We start from the raw sequence: 21,188 nt of genomic DNA, 5'->3' as shown, positions 1-21,188 counted from the left end.
TGGCACCTCCTTAGAACTGTTCAAAGTGCTCTTTTGAGCGAGCTTGCCCAGCACTCACTTCTTTTCGCTCGGCGACGGGTTGTGCTTCTGTTTGCGGCTTGCCTCCTTCTAACACTCGGATTTTGCTTTGGCTTTCAATGTCTCCGATTTTAAAATAGGCGACGAGTTGGGTAAGCGTCTCTGCTTGACTGGACATTTCTTCCGCGGTGGCTGCAAGTTCTTCTGACGATGACGCATTTTGCTGCGTTAGCTGAGTGATTTGATTCATCGAGTCATTGATTTGGCCAACACCTGCCGCTTGTTCGTCTGACGCTGCGGAGATCTCTTGTACTAAATCAGAGGTTTTACCAATTGCAGGTACGATTTCAGCAAGTAGACTGCCTGCCCGCTCGGCTTTGCTCACTGAGCCAGATGCCAACTGAGATATTTCCTGCGCTGCAAATTGAGATCGCTCAGCAAGCTTTCTGACTTCTGCAGCCACCACAGCAAACCCTTTACCATGCTCTCCAGCTCGAGCGGCTTCTATGGCAGCGTTGAGTGCCAACAGATTCGTTTGATAAGCAATGTCATCGACAATACCTATCTTAGACGCAATTTGTTTCATGGCCGATACGGTCTCTTCCACGGCGCTACCGCCTTCTTGTGCTTCACCTGCCGCTTTTGATGCCATACCGTCGGTGATTTTGGAGTTTTCTGCATTTTGAGCAATGGATGCCGTCATTTGTTCTACAGAGGCTGATGTCTCTTCAACTGATGAAGCTTGTTCGCTTGCGCTCTGTGCCAATGACTGCGCTGTAGAAGAGACTTCAGTTGATGCCTGCGCTAGCGATTCAGAGTTAGAACGAACATCACAAATAATGCGACTTAAACTGGAGATTGTACTATTGACGCTTTGCTTCAACTCGTCATAGACACCTGAATAGCTTCCTGCAATCTCAACATCAAGGCGACCTTCTTTTAACCCCTCCATGACGTTAGCAATTTCTTGAATCGGTTTTTCAGTCGCTTCCAATACCTCGTTAAGACCATCAGTCATGGTTTTAAATGCGCCGGCATAGTTTGAGGTGTCTGCGCGATTTTGGATGTTTCCTTTGACCGCTTGCGAAACCAACTCGACGATATCGGTCGCTAAAGTATCTAACACATCGGTGAGATTGGCTGTACGTTGCGCCAGCTCACCTAAAAGCCCTTGTGCTTGTACTTTGGGCTTTAATAATAAGTTACCTTCACTCACTGCGTTGAGCACGGCAAAATTGTCCTCAAGTACCGATTCCAGCACTTCCATCGACTTATTATATGCCTCTGCAATTCTGCCTATCGATCCCTCTAACTCATTGGCTTCAATGCGTCTGTCAAATTCCCCGCAAGCTACCGCTTGGAAGGCAACACCAAACTCTTCTTCTAACAAGCGCTCTTTGCGCTTTTCTTCAGTTACGTCTTTCCACTCAACCGTAGTAGAAATACGCTTATTGCTTTCATCAAATACGGGGGTGATCATGAGCTCCAAGCTGTGCTCGCCAAACCCGAGCTTTGCAACGTGCGTAGAGGTTAAACTCGCTAACATAGTGCGCTGGTGGCTTGGATTACGGTGGAACTGGTCAATACTTCCTCCCACCAGTTTGTCGACGCAAAAGGTAGGTAACGTGCTTTGGATCGCAGTTTCTAACCTGAGTAACATGTCTCGCATGGCACGATTTATATAAACAATATCGTAATTTTCATCAGCCAGCATAATACAAGCGGTACTGTAATCCATGGCTTGCTTATAAAAATCGCTATTACTTCCAGCGCTCAAACTCGATTGGCTGATTAATTTAGCCACGAAACTACAGTTAGAAATGGGCTCTGCTAATTTCATGATTTCTAATTGATAAGATCCACTAGGCATATTAACAGTGGTGGCTTTGTCTATAAGCTCAGAAAAGTTATTGTGCAACGACAGCATATCAGTAATATATCTACCATCACTTTGTGCGTTATTTGCAATAAGCTGGGTAAATTGATTGCTTTGATGAACAATCCGACCAGCACCATCTAGGAGAGCAGCAAATGTGCCTGTGGTCTCAATAGCCGTTAATTCTGCATTACTTTTAAGCAAACTTAATATATTGGTCGCGAGTGTTTTGGCTTCCCCTTCATATAAAGCGGGGTTTACTTGGGTAAGATCTGAGTGTTCAATCGCGTTTACGACTGCCTTCGACAGTTGAGTAACTTGTTTGTCAAAGATTGCTGGTAAAATTCCCATTATGTATCCCCTTATTAAGAGTTAGCTAATTTTCTAGATTCAGGTTCATGAGCAAAATCATGAATAAGCTTTGGTACATCAAGAATGAGCGCAATGTCTCCTGACCCTAAAATACTTGAGCCACTGATCCCCGACATCTTTTCAAATAACGCACCGAGTGGTTTGATGACCGTTTGAAACTCACCTAACAGCTGATCGACGACGATGCCTGCTCGCAACTGACCGTACTTCACAACGACAATACTTGGTCTGATCTTAGGGTTCGTTGGTAAGTCGAAAATACGACTCAAATGAATAAATGGCAGCACCGTACCGCGAAGATTAATGTAATCGGTTTGACGAGTTGCCCCATTGCCAAGCGGAAGTTCAATACACTCTGTAACCATATCGAGTGGAATGACGAACTTAGCATCCGCAACACTCACCATAAAACCATCGATAATGGCCATGGTTAACGGCAACCTGAGTTGGAAACACGTACCTTGGTGCTCGACAGATTCAACACTCACCGTTCCACGTACCGCTTCAATGTTTTTTCTCACCACATCCATGCCAACGCCGCGTCCCGAGATATTTGATATTTTTTCGGCTGTGGAAAAGCCTGGTTCGAAGATTAAGTTGGCAATTTCTTTGTCGGTAAGCTCAGTATCAGGTGAGATCAGATTACGCTGAATTGCTTTTTCTTTAATTTTTTCTTTGTCTAGCCCGCGTCCATCGTCACTGATCTCTATTACAATACTGCCTGAATCATGAAAGGCTTTGAGTGATAAAGTACCGTATTCAGGCTTTCCACTGTCCGCTCGTTGTGCTGGTGACTCCATACCATGATCAATGGCATTGCGAACTAAGTGCGTAAGGGGGTCGACTATCTTTTCAACCATTGATTTATCAAGTTCGGTTTCAGCCCCCATAATTTCTAAAGAAACCTGTTTTTCTAACTCCTTTGAGGTGTCGCGCACTACACGGCTAAAGCGATTAAACGTTTCACCTATCTGTACCATTCTGAGTTGCAGTGTACTGCTTTGCACATCACTAACGAGTTGTTGAATATGTTCAACAATTTCAGTAAGGGCCGAGTCACGTATTGTTTTAGTGTGATCTTCAAGTGCCGCAGACACGATAACCAGCTCGCCAAGTTCATTGACTAATTCATCTAGCTTCTGCGCCGGTATTTTCATCATTCGCTCGGGATTCTTTGGTTTGACTTTGTTATTTTTGGTGGGCTGTTTATCAGTTTTGACAAGTGTTGGCGTTGGCTTATCATCTTCAATTGGGGCTATCTCAATATTTGATTCTGCAGCAATAAACTCAAATGCTTCATCGATATCTTCTCGCGTAGAGTGATGTATCTCTAGCTGCATTCTAAAATGGCATAATTCTAGTTCATCTGGTGTGACCGCGTTAAGCGCAGGTACCTCATCAATTAGCCAATCTACTTCTACCGTACTACCTTTACTTTCGATGTAGCGAATAATCGAGAGCGGATCAAAACCATCCACCATGCAGGCCTTATAAAACTGCGCTGAGACTCGAAAGCTCTGCGTTGCTTCTTGATTTTCGACAACGGTTTGCTCACTTGAGACTTGGTCTTGCAAACCACTATATGACTTTAAACTTTCTAGCAGCCCAGTTTCAGCATCGGTCAACGCCTGAGGAAAATCTTCGTTTGACTCTAAGCACTTAATTAACGCATTTATATGGTCATTACATTCGAGCAAAGTCGAAATCAGTTTTTCGCAAGGATTTAGCGCGTGATCACGAAGAAGCTCCATTGTTGCTTCAACAAAATGCGTAAAATCGACAATATGGTCATAGCCAACAACACCGGCTGAGCCTTTTATGGTATGTGCAGCACGAAACGCCTCGTTTATGATCTCGTCGTCACTATTTGGCAGTATAGACTCCATTGCCAAGAGACTTTCTTCAAATTGAAGTACCAACTCCTTGGCTTCTTCAATAAAGACCGCTTGAATTTCGGATAAATCAACCATCTTACCTCCTTTGCGCGCAGTTTGATGCAACTAAGGTATTGAGTAGCCATAAGGCACAAGGTGAGTGATGCTCATCGACACCTATCACAGATAACGGCTTTTCCGTACAACACTGTGCGAGTGCTACAACTAATTGAAAGCCTGCAGCGTCCACCTCCAACAGCTCGCTAAGGTCAATCGCTATCGCCGTCGTGTCATCGCTTAACATGAGCTGCCATTTTGCTGCCACTTTGCTCACTTCATAAATGGTCAATACTTCTGGCAGCACAATGGTTAAGTTGCTCATATTTATGCTCCTAAGCCAAAATACGTGAAACGGTATTAATCAGCTTTTCGGGTTTAAATGGCTTTATCATCCAAGCCTTTGCTCCCGCTTGCTTACCTTGACTCACGAAATCAGAGCCCGATTCTGTGGTTAGCATCAAAAAAGGCGTAAAGCGATATTGACCCATTTCTTTCACTTTCTTCAACAAGCTCAGCCCGTCCATGTTTGGCATATTCAAGTCACTAATGATCAGGTTGATTTTGCCTTCATCTAACTTGTTGATTGCGTCAAGACCATCACAGGCATCAATGACTTCATAACCTTCAGCGAGTAGTGTCATTTTTGCCACCTGACGAATTGAAGCCGAATCATCTACTATCATAATTTTCTTAGTCATAAGACCTCCTAGAAAAATGTTACCTCATCTTCAACATGGTCGTGTTGAGACGTATTTTCAGTGGTTGAAACATGACATTCCCTTTCTTCTTTCATGGTGTAAGAGTTGAACATTTCTTGCTGTAATGCAGCCAACCCTTCCTCGCCTAGCTCACCTTCTGTCCTGTATAGTGAGACTAATGAAGTAAGCCCTTTGCAAATGTGTTCTAGCTTTTGGCTCACTCTATCTTGAAATTGAAAATCGGTTATCGCGTCGTCGACGTTCGCTTTTATCTTGCTTGCGGTATCATCTAATCCATGTACCGATTGCGTCAGCTCATTAGCGACCGACGCCATCTCATTGAGCACTTTTCGGATATGTAATTCAGCATCATCCATAAGCGTAACGTCTTGTGCCTGTGATTCGGTGAGCTTTTGAGTATTGTCAGCAACGGCATTGGTTAAGCCATTCATCTTTTCAATAATAAGCTCTGCAGCTTCTGAGGTAATATCCGAAAGCTCACGCACCCTTTCCGCTACCACGGCAAACCCCCGACCGGCTTCCCCCGCTCTTGCAGCTTCAATTGATGCGTTGAGTGACAATAACGTGATCTCTTTTGAGATTTTTTGAATGGATTTGGTTTGCTCAGTTAGTTCTTTGGCAGCATGACTTACAGCTTGATTGGAATTGACGACCTCGAGTTTTGAACCGAGAGCCACGCGCAAACTATGCAGGACTTCATTGAGTTCTTCTTGACTGTGTTTGGCAAAACAGTGTTCATCATCACCAAAATTTTCTACAGAACCTCGTGCCGATTCGATCGTGTTATTTAGTGCCTGTCTTAGCTCTGAAAACTGCAAGGTCAGCCCAGAAACCGAGTCATTACCCAAGGTTTTAATACTGTAGACCTGATTAATAACGGTTTCTAAAATCGCGGCAACAGATTCTGTATTGTGCTGCTCCACCTCGCAATGCTCTTGCATCTCACTCGAATAACTAGCAAATGCCTCACAATCAAGAATGACTTTTGCAGTTAAATGACGCTGCCTTAACGTTACCGCTAAGAGTGCACTGGTGATGAGCACAGAAGATAGCGACAAAATATCAACGCGAACACTGAGCAATAGCGTGAGAGACAATACTAGGCTGAGCAACACCGCAGCGCTAATGTAGTACTTGTAGATTGCCTTTAGCTCATTAATTGGAAGTATCTGCATTATGCTGACTCCCCAAGATGACTACCACGCTCGCTTAACTCTATCAGCTCAGCCATCTCTTCAACTGAGAGAACTTTTTCAAGGTCTAGCGCGATGAGTAGCTCATCTCCGCGTCTTACCATGGAAGCAATGAAGTCGGCTCTGATTTGCGCGCCAAACTGAGGTGAGTTGGTTAGATCTTTTGCGTCAACTTCTATGACTTCATTAACGCCGTCAACAATGACACCCATCTCAATGAGGTTGTCAGAAATACTGAATTCACAAATGATAATGCAGGTTCGTCTGCCAACTTCTATTACTTCTCCACAAAGCCGAGCTGACAGATCGATAACGGGTACGACTGAGCCTCTTAAATTAATCACTCCTTTAATAAACTCAGGCATCAAAGGGACTTTTGTCACGGAGCCCAATTCAATAATCTCCTTTATTGACAGGATCTCAATTGCATAGCAATCCTGTCTTGACTGAAAAGTGAGATATTGCAATGACTGTGTGTTTTCTGTGATCGCTTGCATTTTTCGCCCCGTCTCATTTGTCTTATATGTTACTTTAGTCTTGTATTTCTTATCTGTCAAAATTTGAGCAATAATTTATTTTATCTATTTTTGAGTGGTAAAAATAACTTTAAAAACATGTGGTTATAAATTATTTTTCAGTATTTAGCATTGTCGCTGTGACGGTCTTGCATTGGATTTTATGATGATGAAAGCGTCAGAAAGCTAAAGCCAAATAATTGAGAACTGGATAATCAGAACAAAAACAATAAGGGAGTACATGAATTGCAAAGAAACGCTAACCTAATGAAGGCTAATTTTATTTATGAACTGGGTTTGATTGATTAATTATCCGTAAATTCGTCGGAGAAATCTGCTTCGCTGAGCTTAGGAAAGGATACCGTAAACGTTGTGCCGACACCGACTTGTGAGTCAACTTGAATGCGACCCTTGTGCTTGGCGACGATGCTATATGATAGAGACAGCCCAAGGCCAGTGCCTTGACCAACAGGTTTGGTGGTAAAAAATGGATTAAAAATTTTATTGATGTCCTCAGCTGGGATCCCTTTGCCAGTGTCTTGGATAGCAATAATTACCTCGTTTTGTTTATCTTCGATAGAGATAGTTACCGTACCGCTTGACGCTATTGATTGCGCTGCATTGATGATTAAGTTTAAAAATACCTGATTAATCTGCATTGGCTGACAATATAGCAACACTTCATCATCAAGCGAGTAAGTTTTGTTGATAACCGCATGGTACTTAATTGAGTTGTTGGCTATTTTCAGCGTACTTTCAATCCCTTTAATGAGATCTGCCTCTTGCCACTCCTGGTTATCAACATGAGAAAAGGATTTTAAACTCTCAACTATCTTAGAGACTCGGTCCAGCCCTTCTAAGCACTCTTGCAGTAATTCAGGCACATCCTCCTTTAAAAAGTCGATACTATGCTGACTTTGGAGCTGCTGCTCCTGCTGTGCTAGATCACTGTCGGCAAGTGTACTAAAATTCGATTCATAAAAATCGAGCATCGCAAACAGTCCGCTAGCCTGGCCTTCTAAACTTTGAATATTGGAATTCACAAAACCAATTGGATTGTTGATTTCATGCGCCACGCCAGCGGCTAGTTGGCCAATTGCTGCCATTTTCTCAGACTGTAGTAATTGGTTTTGTGTAGCTTCCAACTTAAGGTTGAGTGTTTTTAACTCCTGCTTTTCTATCTCCAATTCTTCGGTTAGACGTTTTTGCTCTTGATAATAGCTCGCAAGCTCCGTCACATCTTGTATGATCACGCATACCTTTTTCACTTCTTCAGAATGCTCAAAAATCGGCACATATTGAATATTCTGATACATTGAAGTTTCATCACCAGTAACAGGACGGCTGCTGCTTAGTTCAAAAACATGAGGACGATGCTCCCAGTAGCTAAAACTTGCTGCTTTTAAAGCAAAAACACTCTTCAATTTCCGCTTAATGATTTTTGCAGCTTCAGGAAATACCTCATCGATAGACATGCCCTCAATATTTTTGGGAGTGTTATCCGGTAGGCGGTTTTTCAAAAATTCATTCGCAAAAACCACCGTATGTGATTGGTCGAGTACACAAATTCCAACCGGAATATAACGCTGCAATTCGTTAAACACAGTCAGTCCTCTATTCCAAGCATGGCATTGAGCTTTTGGATCACAGTTTTAATGGATTTCTCATCCAAACAAATAATCACTCTCGAATCAAAAGCAATAGACTCGATTATAAATGCAATTTTCATCACCAATGTGGTTTTCCACTCGGCAATGTCGTCGGATAGTTGATGTTTGTAAATAGTCGGCATAGTCAATGAGGTTTTAAGCTCTAACTGACTAGAAAAGCCGTTTAAACATGCACCAGCCAAGATATTAGATAAATCTAATAAGACTTCATTAAGATCAGAGTCATCCAGTGGACTATCGTAGTCCATAAGTTCGGCTATTTCTTGTAAGCCTTGCGGTGACAATAGATTAATGACTTCACCTTTAATTTCCCCTAAAAATGACTGCCTCGTTCTGTAAACATGTGCGGTATTACAGATCTCATTGAGTTGATTTGGGCTGACCGAAGTTATTTCAGGGATAGATAAACTAATTTTCGTTTCAATTAATCGAGCTAAAGAGTTCGCTGCTTGGCCCATGGATATATTCATTAGCTCTTGCAAGCCGTCCCTTTGCTCTTCACTGAGTGGCATGTTCATAATAAACCTAGCTCTTGTAGCGTGTTATGTAACTCTTCTTTTTGTAATGGCTTTTGCAAAAAGCGAAATGCGCCGAGTTTATCCACCAACTTCTTCGCTTCGGGCTGAATATCGGCGGAAATAACGATTACCACGGTTTTTGCATGGTGTTCGTGTAGATGCGTAAGAACTTCAAAACCATCCATTTCTGGCATAGTTAGATCCAAAAATAACACCTCTGCTTTGCCCTGCTCAACCATCACCAATGCTTCTTTGCCATTTTTTGCCTCACTGACTTCGACATCCCAGCCTTCAGGTATTGCCCTAAGCACAGCCTTTCTCGACATCATAGAATCGTCTGCAACGGTTACTGGAATTGCCATGAGCACCACTCCTATTTCACTATATTGGTAAAAAGTATGGTCTTTGGCTTTTTGACTGTCAAAAAATTATGAGTAAAAAATGACTCATTTGTCCTCTGAACGAAAGAGATTCAACTTAGAAATAACAAATAATGGCTCGATTAGTTATCGTAAATCAGTTTTAGCGGTTCTTGACGAGTAGCAATTTTACAATCTTGTATGATGTGTTCTTTTAGGTCGGTAAAATATAGGGCTTAGCCCTATATTTGCTTTAGAGATTTTAAAAATAAAATCTTAGCGAAAAACTAGCTATCAAAGCCGTTTAGCATTTTGTCACAAACAACAGGAGTTGGCCTATGATTGTCATCCACGGCAACAAAGGTAAAACTACCTGTAATTGCTAAGTGTTTATCATCTTTGTGCATTCTTTCAAGATAGATTTCAACATCAACCTTTAAGCTGGTATTACCAACATGCACTACCTTCGATACTAATTCTGCGAAAGTACCTGCAGGAATTGCCTCTTTGAAATCAACTCTGTCTGAAGAGATAGTCACCAAAGGTTTGCGGCAAAAACGCGTTGCAGCAATAAAGGCAACTTCGTCCATCCAAGCCAGTGCGTCACCACCAAATAAAGTGTTATGGTGGTTTGTTCGGCCTGGGAAAACGGTCTTTGTTACATGTGTGATTGAGCTTTTGATGCGTTGCTCAACAATGGCTTGTCTTTGTTCGTCTGTCATTTTTGTACTGCTTTATCCGCTAGTGTATCTTTCATAAGTAGAGCTGGATCGAGTCGTTCCCCGAACCAATTAAAGCGCCAATCCAAATGCGGGCCAGTTACCCTGCCCGTCGCGCCAATTTCAGCGATTTTATCGCCTGTTTTTACCGTATCGCCAACCTTAACATCCAGTTTACTAAGGTGGATATACGTAGAGGTAATGCCGTGACCGTGATCGATAATCAAAGTGCCGCCACTGTAATAAAGATCTGGATTTGCAAACACCACTTTACCCGATACCGGCGCTAAGACCGGCTCACCCGTTTTATTTGCGATATCCAATCCAAAATGTGGTCGTTTTGGCTCACCATTAAAATATCTTTGGCTACCATAAACACCTGAAATACGGCCCTTCGCAGGCCTGAAAACGGGGTCTTTAAAGAATAATAAATCCGAATTGCCTTGTCTTGCTTTTGACACAGCTTGTGCTTCTTCACGTATGCGTTTTAGCACCGACTCTGGTGGCGAAACATACTTTTTCGCCACCCCCGTGATCTTGTCTATATCGTAATCTCGTTTCGTGATCACTATCGCTTGGCGATGCTTTTGGCCATCATCAGATTGCCAACTCAAGATGTGGTTAAGTTCAGCATCACGACCAAAACCAAACACGAAATAGCCATCTTTAGAGCGCTTTAATTCTGTTTCGTTTAGCTTTATCTCAGTTGCATTTTCAAGCTTGCCGACGACCATGCCACCTTGTGTCAGGTTACCTTTTAATTCAAGCGCCTCAGCAAATAATGTGGTGCTCGCAAGCAATATGACAATTGCACGTTTAAGCATACGCAATCGCTCCTTTTCCAACCCCTTCGTATGCTCTTACTTCAACCTTATCATGTGGGTTTTGCAGCTTTATTTGGCCAGCAAGATACTCCGCAATACATTCAACTGTTGTATCACAAGGTAATATATCGCAACGTGATTTGCTGATCGCCAACTCAAAATATCCCTGCGACGAGGTATATGCGAACGCATAATCTTTATCATGCGCGGTTACGTACTGAAGCAAACTAGGATCAATCAAGTCTTCTTCACTGCCAAGATAAATATCCTGCCATTTATCCGCCCATTGTTTTTGTAATCTAGGCATGCTGATATCGTTGAGCTTTACACCAATCAGTGAACGATGACCATGAATAATACGCTGACAGTTGCCATCGTGTTTCTTTAAGCCATGGCTATAGTGATAATAGAAGCCAGTTGCGGCCTCTGGACGCAGTGTTATATCTAAATCTTTCACGTTTTCAGGCATATGCGGCATAATAACAGACTTAAGGTAAGCGATTGCATTGGCTTCATTGATTTCATCCCCTTCCACTACACACACCGCTTCTTCTGGTGCATTCATGGCTAAGTGATTTCCATCAAATTGCATATCAAATTCAAATCGGCCTTCACTGTGTTTTGCATTACACGCAAGTGCACTGGGCACCGCTAATTTGTGGTCCAGCTTTTCGTCGATAATACGTTTGATTTGCTTTTTAACTTTTGCAAAGTCTAACACCATAGACTCTTCGTTTAACTCACCATGCAGCACAATATCGGTGATCCAACTTTCACCTACCGCACCACGACGTGGGCAGAGGTACGAAAAATCAATTACGGTCAAAGAGTCAACAAAAAGGATCATAGATCACCCAAAATAGCCTGCTAAAATATCATCTCCGATTATAATGATTTTCACATTATAAATCGCCCCTAATTGGAACTGATTTGCATTTAATCTCTTCAATTTTTTGAAATTTAATCAAATAGACATATCTTTAGCGCAAAATTTACAAGTCTCCGTACGCTTTTTAACTGTTCGGAGTTGTTTAGCGTACATCTGTACGCTAAAGTAGCGTCAATTTGCAAGTTAAGAAGAAGATTTATGGAACCGAAGAACAGCTATACAAAAGAAGAACTTATTTTATGTGGTCGCGGAGAAATGTTTGGTGAAGGCAACTGTCGCCTACCTAGCGACAACATGCTAATGATGGATCGCATCGTTCAAATTAATGATGACGGTGGTGAGCATGGTAAAGGTCAAATTATTGCTGAACTCGATATCAACCCTGATCTGTGGTTCTTCGACTGCCACTTTAAAGGTGATCCAGTAATGCCTGGTTGTTTAGGTTTGGATGCGATGTGGCAATTGGTAGGCTTCTTCCTTGGTTGGTCTGGTGGTCCTGGTCTTGGTCGTGCACTCGGTGTGGGCGAAGTGAAGTTTACGGGTCAAATCTTACCGACTGCTAAAAAAGTGACTTATCGCATTGAAATGAAGCGCGTTATCAAACGTAAGCTATTTATGGGTCTAGCAGATGGCATCGTCGAAGTTGATGGCCGCATGATCTATGAAGCAAAAGATTTGAAAGTAGGTCTTTTCCAAGATACCAGCGCATTTTAACTTTTTCGCTGTTATCGTTTTATAGCTTTAAAAACACACAAAGCCCCATCTGGGGCTTTGCTCTCCTAAAATTCGGTATCAGGTTTTAAAGATGTTGCGATTATCCATCGCTTCTCGCCATCCGCCTAACCATTCTGATCTGTGTTCTACTTGTTGATAGGGACAATTTTCTTTCGACCGACCGGCTAATCCTGCCTTAAATCCTTGTGAATGTGCTCTTTCTAAACGGTCTCTTTTCTGTCTCTTCATAGGTAATATCCTCACCTTTTTCTCGATCAGCATTAACGTTTCTAATACTGTGTAGTTCAAACTTAAGCGAACGTCATTCAAAACGAAGATAGTGACTTGCGATATAATGACAATTCGTACTAACAATTTAAATTAAAGATTTTATTGAGAAAAGTTAAACACGAGCGACATCATATTTCATACAGATGTGCTACTTACCGATGAGATTTGGCCAAACCCATACCTTCAATAAATCACATCTCAGCGAGTCATGCAATGATCAGAAATGTAATTCTTGTACAGCTGACCACAAAAAGCATAATTATTTTAATTTTATATAGATACCTAGATATTCAAGACGTAAATTATTGGTTGATGATCTTATTTTTCTATATTTCTCTGTAAAAAAACATTCATAATATAGTAATAAAAAGAGGCTGGACGAATCCAACCTCTTTTCAATAACTTGAGTTTTTAAATCGAGCAAAGCTCAATTAAGCAGTACTGTCTTAGCTTGCTTTGATAACCTCTACACCACCCATATATGGTTTTAGTGCATCAGGCACAATAATTGATCCATCTGCCTGCTGGTAGTTTTCTAAAATCGCAACTAGAGTACGACCTACCGCTAAACCAGAACCATTAAGAGTATGAAGTAGTTCTGGCTTCTTCTCACCACTACGGCGGAAACGCGCTTGCATACGGCGCGCTTGGAAATCCCACATGTTTGAACAAGAAGAGATTTCTCTGTAGGTATTTTGTGCTGGTAACCAAACTTCCAAATCGTACGTTTTCGTCGCACCGAAACCCATGTCTCCAGTACAAAGCACCACTTTTCTGTAAGGTAAACCAAGTGCTTGTAAAATTTGCTCAGCATGACCTGTTAACTCTTCAAGCGCTGCCATAGAATCTTCAGGTTTTACAAGCTGGACAAGTTCAACCTTATCAAACTGGTGTTGACGAATAAGTCCGCGCGTATCACGTCCATAGCTACCTGCTTCGCTTCTAAAACAAGGCGTGTGCGCCGTCATCTTAATTGGCAGTTCTTTTTCGTCGTAAATAACATCACGAGCGCAGTTAGTTAACGGTACTTCTGCAGTTGGAATTAAACTAAAGCCATCTTGGTCTTCAGATAATGCTTCTGTGTGGAATAAATCTTCTGCAAACTTAGGAAGCTGACCCGTGCCAAACAAGCTCGCTTTATTCACAAGATATGGTACATACATTTCTGTATAACCATTTTGCTCCGTGTGGGTATTCAGCATCAGTTGTACAAGTGCTCTATGCATACGCGCTACGCCACCGCGCATCACTGTAAAGCGGGAACCACTTAGCTTAACACCAGTTTCGAAATCGAGACCCTTATCAAGCGCTTCACCAAGGTCAACATGATCTTTAACTTCAAAGTCAAATTGCTTTGGCTCACCCCAAGTGCTTATTTCAACATTCTCAGACTCATCAGCACCTGCAGGTACCTCTTCAGCAGGGAGATTTGGCAACGACATTGCGTAGTCATTAAGTTCAGCAAGAATTTTATCCTGCTCTTCTTTCGCTGCACTTAATTGGTCGCCCAAGTTTGCAACAGCATCTAGTAAAGGTTGAACGTCTTCCCCTTTCGCTTTAGCTTGACCAATCGCTTTGGAGGAACTGTTACGCTCACTCTGTAATTCCTGAGTTTTGGTTTGTAGCGCTTTGCGCTTTTCTTCTAATTCGGTGATCTTAGCAACATCGAGTTCAAAACCACGCTTTCTCAAACGCGCAGCGGCTTCCTCGATGTCTTGACGAAAGTATTTAGAATCTAACATTGTTTTTTTAACCTTTTTGCATGATGAGGCAGAGACCAACCCAGGCCATAAAGATACACGCCACCACGTTTAATGTGACGTTAAACGCCATTTTCACATATTGCCCTTGTTGAAGTAACAACAAGGAATCCATTGAGAATGTAGAAAAAGTAGTCAGCGCACCTAAAAAGCCAATACCTATCAACGTTTTAGATGGAGAAACTGAAATAACTTCTTTTTCAATTAAACCGTAAAGCACACCCATCAATAATGAACCAAGAATATTAACGATCAACGTCCCAAAAGGGAATCCCTTACCTAAGAGTTTTATCGACATATCGCTGATAAAAAAGCGTAACATTGCACCAAACGCTCCACCTAGCGCAATTGTGAGATAATTTATTAGCATCGCTACTTGTACCTCTTGGTGCTACTTTGCGCATTTTGCATCTGTAGATAGTTAAGCTTGTCGGCTATTTGTTTCTCAAGTCCCCGATCTGTCGGATGATAGTATTGTCGCTCTTGAATGGCTTCTGGAAAGTAATTTTCTCCGGCGGCAAAGGCGCCAGGTTCATTATGTGCATAACGGTATTCTTCGCCAAAACCGAGCTCTTTCATTAGTTTTGTCGGTGCATTTCTGAGATGTTCAGGTACGGGGTAATTCGGATCACTTGCAGCATCGCGTTTAGCTTGATTGAACGCCATGTAGACCGCGTTACTTTTTGGCGCACTCGCAAGATAAAGCGTTGCCTGTGCTATCGCACGCTCTCCTTCGCTTGGCCCAACACGATGAAATATATCCCAAGCATTTAACGCAACTTGCATCGCTCTTGGGTCTGCATTGCCGATATCTTCCGTGGCGATCGCAAGCAATCGCCTTGCAACATAGAGCGGATCGCCTCCGCCTGCTAATATCTTGCAATACCAATAGAGCGCTGCATCTGGTGCGCTGCCGCGAACTGACTTATGAAACGCTGAGATTAGGTCATAGTATAAGTCGCCCTTATTATCATAACTTGATAGTTGGCTGGGCAACACTTGTTTTAGTACAAGTTCATTCACCAAATGAGTGTTTGAATTTGGCTCAAAACTTAAGTCAACCGCCTGCTCCAGTAGATTAAGCGCCTTTCTCGCATCTCCCGAAGCGGCTTTGGCAATGAGTTCAAGTGCGCTGTCATCAATGGTGATGGCTAATTTCGACAGCTGTTCATCTCGTGACAACGCGTCTTTAAGTACTTGACCTAGTTCGTCCTCTACAAGCGATTGTAAGGTATAAACACGCGCGCGGGACAAGATCGCGTTATTCAGTGCAAAAGAAGGGTTTTCAGTGGTCGCGCCAATAAAAATAAAGGTGCCATCTTCAATGTGAGGTAAAAATCCGTCTTGCTGGGATTTGTTAAAGCGATGTACTTCATCAACAAATAACAGCGTACGTCTACCAAATTGAGCTAATCGGTTTTTAGCATCGACGACCGCTTCACGAACCTCTTTAATTCCTGCACTGACAGCGGAAAGTTTGATAAGCTCTGCATCCGCATAGTTGGCAATGATCTCAGCAAGGGTGGTTTTACCCACTCCGGGTGGCCCCCAAAGGATCAGACTATGACAGCGTCCAGATTCGATCGCACGATAAAGTACAGAGCCTTTGGACAAAATATGACTCTGCCCAACATAATGCTCTAACGAGGTTGGCCGCATTCTTGCGGCCAACGGTCGTACATCTGGTGTAAAATCAAACCCTAAACTATTCACTGCCTCTTTGGTCGTCTACGACCACTCCTTGTGGAATTGTAAACTCAAACAAACTCTCTTTTACTGGCGCATTGACTTTGCTTTCCTTAAAGCTAAACGTAGAGACTTGACCTGAAATATCGTTCACTTTCAATAGTGCTAAACCATCGTTTTTGTCATCAAAACGCAGTGTTAATTGCTCTACCTGCGAGTCTACTTTATTTTTTGGCGTGATCAGATATTCTTGACCGTTAAGAGCTACGTTGTACTTCAACCATTGACTGTCCTCTTGTGTCGTAAGTAGCACAAATGGCGTAGTATCAATAAGTTTAGTCGTATCTAGGATGGTCACTTGCTCAGCAAACGTATCGTAGTAATAGGTTGTTGCTCCGCTTGATACAAATAAAGTGTCATCCGGCATCTCTTGTTGCCAGCGGATTTTTAGTGGCTGCGCTAAGGTTATCGCCCCTTCACCGGTTTGCAACTCATTGCCTTCTTGATCTTTAACTATTTGCTCAAACTTACCTTGAAAGCTGGTTAATTCAGCCAGTCTTCCTTTTAGACTTTGCATCGCAGCCTCATCAGCCCACACAGGCTGAATAAAGAGGTTTGATAGTACCGTTAGCAATGCAATTTGCTTAAATTTTTTCATTAATTGGCTCCACCTTTTACCAATACATCTCGTGCACCATTATGACCAGGAGCACTTACCACTCCCGACATTTCCATTTGCTCAACTAATCGAGCGGCACGGTTATAACCAACTCTTAACTTACGTTGTACACTCGAAACAGACACTTTGCCTGTTTCAATAACAAACCCAACGGCTTCATCATAAAGTGGGTCAGACTCTTCATCCCCACCTTCCGGTGCTTCGCCTGGTAGTAAAATATCCTCGGTTGCTTCACCGCATAGAATTTCTTCTACGTAGTTTGGTTTGCCTCTTGCTTTCCAGTCACTTACTACGGCATGTACTTCATGATCGTCAACAAACGCACCATGTACACGAACCGGAACACTCGTTCCTGGCGGCAAATAGAGCATGTCACCCATACCCAACAGGTTTTCTGCACCTTGCTGGTCTAAGATTGTACGTGAATCAATCTTACTTGATACTTGGAACGCCATTCGCGTTGGTATATTCGCTTTGATCAAACCCGTAATGACATCCACTGATGGACGCTGTGTTGCCAGCACTAAATGTATGCCGGCCGCTCGCGCTTTTTGTGCAATACGTGCTATTAACTCTTCTACTTTTTTACCAACAATCATCATCATGTCGGCAAATTCGTCTATAACGACCACGATACTCGGTAATTTATCTAGCTCTTGTGGTTCATCCGCCATACCGTCTGTATCTTTAAAGAGTGGATCTAAGATTGGATGACCCGCTTCTTTGGCGTCTTTAATCTTTTGATTGTAACCTTTAAGGTTACGGACACCGAGTGCCGACATCAGCTTGTAACGGCGTTCCATTTCCCCCACACACCAGCGTAGCGCGTTTGCAGCCTCTTTCATATCAGTAACCACTTCACATAATAAATGTGGGATACCTTCGTAGACTGAAAGCTCAAGCATTTTTGGGTCTATCATGATCATTCGCACATCTTCTGGCGGCGACTTATATAACAAGCTAAGGATCATGACATTAACGCCCACTGACTTACCAGAGCCGGTTGTACCGGCCACCAGCAGGTGCGGCATTTTGGCTAAATCAGCAACAACCGGCTGGCCTGCGATATCTTTACCAAGCACCATAGTCAAAGGAGATGGATTTTGTTCAAACTTAGGGGCATCTATCACTTCGGACAAACGTACGATTTCGCGGTGTTTGTTAGGCAACTCTAAACCCACATACGTCTTGCCTGGGATAACCTCAACTACGCGCACTGAGACTGCAGATAATGAACGCGCTAAGTCTTTTGCCAGACCGGTGATCTTAGCAACTTTAATGCCCGGCGCGAGATCTAACTCAAAGCGCGTAACGACAGGGCCTGGATACACACCAACTACCTGTGCTTGGACATTGAAGTCTAATAGTTTAGTTTCAACTAACCGCGAAACCTGATCTAACTCTTCTTGCGAAATTGGATTCTTAGCCTTGTCCGGCCTATCCAACAAATCTAATGAAGGCAATGGCTCTGCTGGTGGCTGAGCCTCTAGAAGCGCTTCAAATTGCTCTTTTGCGCTTGGTGGAGGCTGATAACCATTGGCCGCCTTTTCAGGTGCTTTAGGCTTAAGAGGCCTTGCAGGAGAAACCACTTTGGTTTCGTGCACAGGTGCTTCATCCAAGGCATTTAATGCCGCGACAGTATCCAGTGGCTCATCCTCTATCGCTGAAAAGTTGATTTCTTGCTCAAGGATATCATCTAGCTCATCGAACACCGACGGTTCTTTCTTCTCTTGTAGATCAGTGTGCTGTGCAGACGAAGTTTGAGGTGTAGATTCAATGTTCGTTTTGCGGAACAATTTATCTTTTAATTTACCAAGTCCACTAGGTTCTTCTTCAACATCGAAGTCAATATCAGTTTCAGTATCGGTTTGCTGCTGGAGAGCCTGCTCATAATCATTTTTTTTCTCGGGAGCTATTATTGGTGTCTCACTGTCTACTCTATCCGCTTTGGTGCTAGCGGCCTCAGGTTTCTGTGAAACTGACTGCGTTTGCTCTATATTGCGCTCTGCTGTCAGTCTATCGCGTAACCATCTAAAGCCGGCGAGTACCTTTTCACCCAAATAATCAACAAATTCAACCCAAGACACACCGGTAAGTAGCGTCATTCCTGCAAAGAAAAAGCATAGTAACAGTATAGAAGTACCGGTAAAGTTAAAGGCGGGCATCATGGCCCCTGCAACCACATCCCCTACTACCCCACCAGATGAGAAATTATAGATATCATCAAAGTTGATACTGCTGATTGCACTCGCAGAGGTGATAAACAATGTTGCGCCAATAAGGCGTAAACCTAGCGTGGTGTAATCGAGTTGCAGTAGCTTATGCGGCTTTTTAAATAGCAGATAACCAAGAAACTGCAGCGCCGCTGGGATCAAAAACGCCAGCCACCCGAAACTCAGCAGCATAATGTCTGCCAGCCAAGCTCCGGCAGCACCCGTTATATTGTTTACTTTTACGTACTCACCGGATTGAGTCCAAGCAGGGTCTGCTGGGTCGAAACTTATCAACGCACACAACATAAATATTGCTGCAGCCGTGCTTACAATCAAACCTGTCTCTAAGAGGCGTTGCACACCATTTAAGCGCATTGTAATTAAACCTTTTTTCTGTTTCTTTTCTGGACTATGTAAGCCCAAAACGTCAGCAAATTAGTGATTTGCGTTAGTATTGCTGTATATACTTACACCTTACCAAGAAATACCTCAAGGTGCACAAGGTTTTATTACTTCTCCTTCTTCTCCTTTTACTTCTTCCATGACCACAAAAGTGCGACTTTCACTGATACTTGGCAGCTTAAGTAAAATTTCTCCTAATACTCCTCGATATTCTGACATGTCGGTCACTCGTGTTTTCAATAGATAGTCGAAACTACCGGACACAAGATGACATTCAATAATTTCGTCATGCTGCTTTACTGCTTGATTAAATCTATCGAATACATCAGGCGAGTTTTTATTCACTGTAACTTCAACAAACACCAAAAGTCCCTGTCCAAGCTTAGCAGGATCGACTACGGCTTTATAACCCCGAATAAATCCTTCTCGTTCCAGCTTTTTAACGCGCTCCAAGCAAGGCGTAGCGCTCAATCCTATGCGTTTGGCTAATTCTACGTTTGAAATTCTGCCATCTTTTTGAAGTTCGACTAAAATCTTTCTGTCGATTCTGTCTAGTTGTTGATACATAGTGTAGTTTTTTATCCTGAATGAATCATTAATTCAGAGTATATCACTACATTAAAATATTAAAACAGTGAGACACACTGGCTATAGGTAAATATAATAGTCAAAAATTTTACCCCGTTCTTATTTTGAGGCGAATATTATGATTATTGGTGTACCTAAAGAGATAAAAAACCACGAATACCGCGTAGGTATGGTTCCTGCGAGCGTTCGTGAACTAATCAATCACGGTCACGAAGTCGTTGTTGAAACAAATGCTGGTATCGGCATTGGTTTTACTGACGAAGATTATGTTCAAGTTGGTGCTAAAGTTTTAGACACTGCAGCAGACGTTTTTGCTACTGCTGATATGATTGTTAAAGTAAAAGAGCCTCAAGCTGTTGAGCGCGCCATGTTACGTGAAGACCAAATCCTATTTACTTACCTTCACCTAGCACCAGACCTTCCACAAACAGAAGATCTAATCAAGAGCGGTGCTATCTGTATTGCATACGAAACGGTAACTGATACACGTGGTGGTCTTCCATTGCTAGCGCCAATGTCAGAAGTTGCTGGTCGTATGTCAATTCAAGCTGGTGCTCAAGCGCTTGAAAAGTCGCGTGAAGGCCGTGGTATGCTGCTAGGTGGCGTGCCTGGTGTTGAACCAGCTAAAGTCGTTGTGATCGGCGGTGGTATGGTTGGTCGTAACGCAGCGCAAATGGCTGTAGGTCTAGGCGCAGACGTTACTATTCTTGACCGTAACATCGATGTTCTACGTTCTTTAAATGCACAGTTTGGTAGCCAAGCTAAAGTTATCTACTCAACTGCTGATGCACTTGAAAAACACGTACTAGAAGCAGATCTTGTGATCGGTGGCGTACTAATTCCAGGTGCAGCGGCTCCTAAGCTTGTAACTGCAGAGCACATCAAAGCGATGAAGCCAGGTGCTGCTATTGTTGACGTTGCAATCGACCAAGGCGGCTGTATTGCTACTTCTAAAGCGACTACACACGCAGATCCAACATACATTGTTGACGACGTAGTTCACTACTGTGTAGCGAACATGCCTGGTGCCGTACCTCGTACTTCAACGTTTGCACTTAACAATGCAACGCTTCCGTACATCATCAAGCTTGCAAACTTAGGCTACAAACAAGCGCTACTTAATGACAAACACTTTATGGACGGCCTAAACGTTCTGAAAGGTCAGGTAACGTGTAAAGAAGTGGCAGAAGGCTTCAACATGGAATATGTTGACCCACGCGCTGCACTAGAAAATGCTTAATTTTGAATT

Annotated in this window: 21 protein-coding genes; 2 read left to right on the top strand and 19 right to left on the bottom strand. The window is 42.8% G+C overall.

All coding sequences use genetic code 11. The features are described from left to right. Positions 1 to 10: 10 nt before the first annotated feature. The 12 genes from MHN32_RS10585 to MHN32_RS10530 form a co-directional block, all read right to left on the bottom strand. Positions 11 to 2,245: a methyl-accepting chemotaxis protein gene (locus MHN32_RS10585; protein ID WP_239421685.1), complete on the bottom strand. Its 2,235-nt coding sequence runs from the start codon at positions 2,243 to 2,245 to the stop codon at positions 11 to 13. A 14-nt stretch (positions 2,246 to 2,259) separates the two neighbouring features. Beyond that, positions 2,260 to 4,236 carry a chemotaxis protein CheA gene (locus tag MHN32_RS10580; protein WP_239421684.1) on the bottom strand — a complete coding sequence of 659 codons (1,977 nt, stop codon included), beginning with the start codon at positions 4,234 to 4,236 and terminating at the stop codon, positions 2,260 to 2,262. Between the two features lies 1 nt (position 4,237). Next, entirely contained in the window at positions 4,238 to 4,522 is a 285-nt protein-coding gene (locus MHN32_RS10575; RefSeq protein ID WP_010604743.1) for an STAS domain-containing protein, read from the bottom strand. 10 nt (positions 4,523 to 4,532) lie between these two features. After that, positions 4,533 to 4,898 (bottom strand): response regulator, encoded by a 366-nt coding sequence (locus tag MHN32_RS10570; RefSeq protein ID WP_010604742.1) that lies wholly within the window; start codon positions 4,896 to 4,898, stop codon positions 4,533 to 4,535. Between the two features lie 8 nt (positions 4,899 to 4,906). Then, positions 4,907 to 6,094, bottom strand: a complete 1,188-nt coding sequence (locus tag MHN32_RS10565; protein ID WP_239421683.1) for a methyl-accepting chemotaxis protein — start codon at positions 6,092 to 6,094, stop codon at positions 4,907 to 4,909. Beyond that, the gene (locus tag MHN32_RS10560; protein WP_010604740.1) at positions 6,094 to 6,609 is read right to left on the bottom strand and encodes a chemotaxis protein CheW; all 516 of its coding nucleotides are present in this window, start codon (positions 6,607 to 6,609) and stop codon (positions 6,094 to 6,096) included. The genes MHN32_RS10565 and MHN32_RS10560 overlap by 1 nt, the downstream gene beginning before the upstream one ends. Before the next feature lie 323 nt (positions 6,610 to 6,932). Beyond that, positions 6,933 to 8,231, bottom strand: coding sequence for an ATP-binding protein (locus MHN32_RS10555; protein WP_239421682.1), 1,299 nt, complete (start codon positions 8,229 to 8,231; stop codon positions 6,933 to 6,935). Between the two features lie 2 nt (positions 8,232 to 8,233). Beyond that, positions 8,234 to 8,815 (bottom strand): chemotaxis protein CheX, encoded by a 582-nt coding sequence (locus tag MHN32_RS10550; RefSeq protein WP_010604738.1) that lies wholly within the window; start codon positions 8,813 to 8,815, stop codon positions 8,234 to 8,236. Further along, entirely contained in the window at positions 8,812 to 9,177 is a 366-nt protein-coding gene (locus MHN32_RS10545) for a response regulator (protein ID WP_010604737.1), read from the bottom strand. The genes MHN32_RS10550 and MHN32_RS10545 overlap by 4 nt, the downstream gene beginning before the upstream one ends. Before the next feature lie 284 nt (positions 9,178 to 9,461). Beyond that, on the bottom strand, positions 9,462 to 9,896 hold the full coding sequence (locus MHN32_RS10540) for an acyl-CoA thioesterase (RefSeq protein WP_010372783.1): 435 nt from the start codon (positions 9,894 to 9,896) through the stop codon (positions 9,462 to 9,464). Beyond that, positions 9,893 to 10,717 carry a M23 family metallopeptidase gene (locus tag MHN32_RS10535; RefSeq protein WP_227387132.1) on the bottom strand — a complete coding sequence of 275 codons (825 nt, stop codon included), beginning with the start codon at positions 10,715 to 10,717 and terminating at the stop codon, positions 9,893 to 9,895. Before MHN32_RS10535 ends, MHN32_RS10540 begins: the two co-directional genes overlap by 4 nt. Continuing rightward, positions 10,710 to 11,564, bottom strand: a complete 855-nt coding sequence (locus MHN32_RS10530) for a 6-carboxytetrahydropterin synthase (protein ID WP_010604735.1) — start codon at positions 11,562 to 11,564, stop codon at positions 10,710 to 10,712. The genes MHN32_RS10535 and MHN32_RS10530 overlap by 8 nt, the downstream gene beginning before the upstream one ends. Positions 11,565 to 11,804: 240 nt before the next feature. On the opposite strand from MHN32_RS10530, the gene fabA reads away from it, so the two are divergent. Further along, positions 11,805 to 12,320: a 3-hydroxyacyl-[acyl-carrier-protein] dehydratase FabA gene (gene fabA, locus MHN32_RS10525; protein WP_239421681.1), complete on the top strand. Its 516-nt coding sequence runs from the start codon at positions 11,805 to 11,807 to the stop codon at positions 12,318 to 12,320. 78 nt (positions 12,321 to 12,398) lie between these two features. Here fabA and rmf read toward each other — a convergent pair whose 3' ends face one another. The 7 genes from rmf to lrp form a co-directional block, all read right to left on the bottom strand. After that, positions 12,399 to 12,569: a ribosome modulation factor gene (gene rmf / locus MHN32_RS10520; RefSeq protein ID WP_010372771.1), complete on the bottom strand. Its 171-nt coding sequence runs from the start codon at positions 12,567 to 12,569 to the stop codon at positions 12,399 to 12,401. A 488-nt stretch (positions 12,570 to 13,057) separates the two neighbouring features. Next, entirely contained in the window at positions 13,058 to 14,353 is a 1,296-nt protein-coding gene (serS, locus tag MHN32_RS10515) for a serine--tRNA ligase (protein WP_239421680.1), read from the bottom strand. A 7-nt stretch (positions 14,354 to 14,360) separates the two neighbouring features. Then, on the bottom strand, positions 14,361 to 14,741 hold the full coding sequence (crcB, locus tag MHN32_RS10510) for a fluoride efflux transporter CrcB (protein ID WP_010604733.1): 381 nt from the start codon (positions 14,739 to 14,741) through the stop codon (positions 14,361 to 14,363). A 2-nt stretch (positions 14,742 to 14,743) separates the two neighbouring features. After that, entirely contained in the window at positions 14,744 to 16,084 is a 1,341-nt protein-coding gene (locus MHN32_RS10505) for a replication-associated recombination protein A (protein ID WP_239421679.1), read from the bottom strand. Next, a complete protein-coding gene (gene lolA / locus MHN32_RS10500; protein ID WP_239421678.1) occupies positions 16,077 to 16,715 on the bottom strand; it encodes an outer membrane lipoprotein chaperone LolA in 639 nt (212 codons plus the stop codon). Before lolA ends, MHN32_RS10505 begins: the two co-directional genes overlap by 8 nt. Continuing rightward, the gene (locus MHN32_RS10495; protein WP_239421677.1) at positions 16,715 to 19,324 is read right to left on the bottom strand and encodes a DNA translocase FtsK; all 2,610 of its coding nucleotides are present in this window, start codon (positions 19,322 to 19,324) and stop codon (positions 16,715 to 16,717) included. The genes lolA and MHN32_RS10495 overlap by 1 nt, the downstream gene beginning before the upstream one ends. Positions 19,325 to 19,438: 114 nt before the next feature. Beyond that, positions 19,439 to 19,918, bottom strand: coding sequence for a leucine-responsive transcriptional regulator Lrp (gene lrp, locus MHN32_RS10490; RefSeq protein ID WP_095726862.1), 480 nt, complete (start codon positions 19,916 to 19,918; stop codon positions 19,439 to 19,441). A 139-nt stretch (positions 19,919 to 20,057) separates the two neighbouring features. Here lrp and ald point away from each other — a divergent pair, with 139 nt between their 5' ends. Next, complete coding sequence (gene ald, locus MHN32_RS10485; protein ID WP_102056785.1) at positions 20,058 to 21,179, top strand: alanine dehydrogenase; 1,122 nt, start codon at positions 20,058 to 20,060, stop codon at positions 21,177 to 21,179. Positions 21,180 to 21,188: the final 9 nt, after the last annotated feature.

The sequence above is a fragment of the Pseudoalteromonas sp. Of11M-6 genome (genome assembly GCF_022347905.1).
Classification (GTDB): domain Bacteria; phylum Pseudomonadota; class Gammaproteobacteria; order Enterobacterales; family Alteromonadaceae; genus Pseudoalteromonas.
The sequence above is the reverse complement of the archived record's forward strand: the minus strand, read 5'-3'. Positions and strand labels throughout refer to the sequence as shown.